Annotated in this window: 3 protein-coding genes; all 3 read left to right on the top strand. The window is 41.5% G+C overall.

The genetic code is table 11. From position 1 onward, the window contains the following. The first annotated feature begins 399 nt into the window (after positions 1–399). Positions 400–1,143, top strand: coding sequence for a glycosyltransferase (locus J6U00_RS01265; RefSeq protein ID WP_296577810.1), 744 nt, complete (start codon positions 400–402; stop codon positions 1,141–1,143). A gap of 136 nt (positions 1,144–1,279) precedes the next feature. After that, complete coding sequence (locus J6U00_RS01260) at positions 1,280–1,732, top strand: DIP1984 family protein (RefSeq protein ID WP_296577808.1); 453 nt, start codon at positions 1,280–1,282, stop codon at positions 1,730–1,732. 267 nt (positions 1,733–1,999) lie between these two features. After that, positions 2,000–2,832, top strand: an 833-nt coding sequence (locus J6U00_RS01255) for a leucine-rich repeat protein (RefSeq protein WP_296577806.1), incomplete at its 3' end; no start/stop codon positions are given.

Below are 2,832 nucleotides of genomic sequence, written 5' to 3'. Positions count from 1 at the left end.
ATACAAAAAAAGAATTAACCAATATTAAGAATCAACAGGCTCGCATTCGAGTTATTGTGAACAGTGCTTATCGTTTTTTGCTCATATGGTCAAAAAGTGCTATCGACAATGATTATAACATTTAATAAAGAAAAGAATTTTCTAATTTTTCGCATTGACAATTGTCAGCTTTTTGCTTAGAAAACAGCCCTTGACAAAAATCAGCAGGAGCTGGATAACAACGCATTACGGTTGATTTGCTCGTTTTTTTAGAAATCGATATTTAGTTTCTATATACCCCAATAGAATAAATTTCTTTTTTTAATATAGTATTAAAAGCTAAAAACTATTGACTGGTAGTAAAAAAAGTGGTATAATTTATAAGAAAAGTGAACACACTATGGGGAAGGAATGTTCATAATGTCAAATAATATAACGGTCTCAGTTATAATCCCTGCACATAATGAAGAACGATACGTTGTAAGATGCATAAACAGTGTTAATCGTGCTGCTGAGCGCGTAAAGTGCGGCGTTGAGATAATCGTTGTGTGCAACAGATGTACGGACCGTACCGCAGAGCTGGCAGTTGCAAATGGAGCCATAGTGGCAATGGATGAAAGCAGGTGTATAGCGGCTGTAAGAAATACGGGAATAAGCGCAGCAAGGGGCAGGGTCATAGTCACTATCGATTGTGACAACCGTATGACTGAAAATACTTTCCGCGAGATACTTGGAATGCTTAACAGCGGAAAATATATTGGCGGCGGCGCTCCTATAAGGTTTGAACGCTATTCGTTCCCGATCAGGGTAAATGAGATTTTATGTCGTTTGGGTTTTAAACTCACAGGATTGTACTGTGGTATCTTCTGGGCTGAAAAGTCCACATTCGACGCAGTTGGCGGCTTCGCTAAAAAGAAAGCCGGAGAAGATATCACTACCGCAATGAATATTCGCCGATATGGCAAGAAGGAGGGGAAAAAGTACGGCTGTCTTAAGAATAATCACCTTATCAACTCCACACGGAAGTTTGATGACATGGGGGATTGGCTTTATATCAGACTTGCATTCAGAAACGCAGGCTCTCTGATAAAGGCGGCTTTCGGAGACAGCAGCGACTATGACAGGCTCATAGACGAAATGTTTTACGACTACAACGATAAATGAGAGAATGATCTGAGTGTTCAGAGTTGGATTAGATCAGATTACCGTAAAAAAACACGGAACAATGTAATAAGTAATCACATAATCATATATTTCAGCTCTCCGCTTTCAGCAATACATCTTAATATGGAGTGATGATATGAAACTTGCAGAAGCGTTACAGGAAAGAGCAGATCTTAATATTAGTATAGAACAGCTCAGAAGCAGGCTACTCAATAATGTGATAGTACAGGAAAATGAAAAGCCTGCCGAGAATCCGCAGGTGCTCCTGAAAGAGCTTGACAGCTCTATATCACGGCTTGAAGAGCTTATGCGCAGGATAAACCATACTAACTGCGTTACTATTTCCGAAGAAAAAAGCATTACAGAGCTTATTGCCGCGAGAGACGCTCTCAAGGTGAAGATCGCTGTATATAAAGATATTGTTTCCAATGCCAGTCAGACGGCTAAACGTGCGAGAATGACCGAGATAAAAATACTCAGCACGGTAGACGTCGGGAAACTCCAGAAAAAGATAGATAAAATGGCAAAGGAGTTTCGTGTGACCGATAACAAGATACAGGCGCTCAACTGGTTGACTGAGCTTATATGAGCTTAAAGGTGTAGTCACGGCAGGGCGAATGCAGAATAGGCTTTCCGTAAGGGAAGCATAAAGTTTGGCAGTGCCGAGAGCGGCATGGGGTTCGTATCCCAAATAATTGTTAAGCTCAGACACAGTACAAACGTATTTTTATCGCTTATCATTAATAACCATGCATTGACTGACGGGACGAGGGTGCGGACCGGGGAAAGCAAAGAAACAATAAGCTGCGGATAGTCCGCAGCGGGATGATTTTTTATTGATATTTCGGAGGTGTTTATGAAAGTCACTAAGTTAGCTGCTGTATGTCTTTCTGCACTTATATTGAGCGGAACACTGCCTTCAGCCGTTGTCAACGGCGGCTATGCAGCATTGAGTACAGTAAAAACATACACGGATGTTTATGCCGAAGATTCGTCGGAGAATGATCCGAATGAAGTACTGTGCAACGAATTTAAAAGAGACAAGAATTATATTGTTTTAGAAGATGAGATAGTTATCTCAAACGGCAAGGATTTAAAAGGCAATATAACCATAAGATGCAAGGACGGGTGTTCGCTTCCTATCATAATCAACGTCAAAGCTTTTGCAGAGTCGGCGATAGAAAGCATTACACTGCCAGAAAATGTCGTTAAGATCGGCGAAAAGGCGTTTACAAAATGTACCAAACTCAAGGAGATCAGGATAGAAAATCCTAACTGCCAGATCTACGACGACGGAAATACTATATGCGTAGCCCAATCTAGCGGCGATGGAGGTCCCACCTTTGGCAACGGTGTTATAATAGGCTATGCAGGCTCTACTGCACAGGCTTATGCAGAGAAGTACGGATACAACTTCAGAGCAATCGAAGGTGCTCCGGCAGCAACCACTACTACTGAAACAACAACTACAACTACTGAGACTACCACTGAAACGACAACAACAACTACTACTGAGACTACCACAACAACGACGGAGACCACAACAACTACAACTACCGAGACTACAACTGAGACTACAACAACAGAACCTGAAACAACAACTGAGACTACTACGGTGACTACAACGCTTACTGAAATCACCTCAACTGAAACATTAACCACTGTCATCAGCACTGAGACAATTCCGTT

The organism is Ruminococcus sp. (assembly GCF_017650195.1).
Taxonomy (GTDB): domain Bacteria; phylum Bacillota; class Clostridia; order Oscillospirales; family Ruminococcaceae; genus Ruminococcus.
The sequence above is the reverse complement of the archived record's forward strand: the minus strand, read 5'-3'. Positions and strand labels throughout refer to the sequence as shown.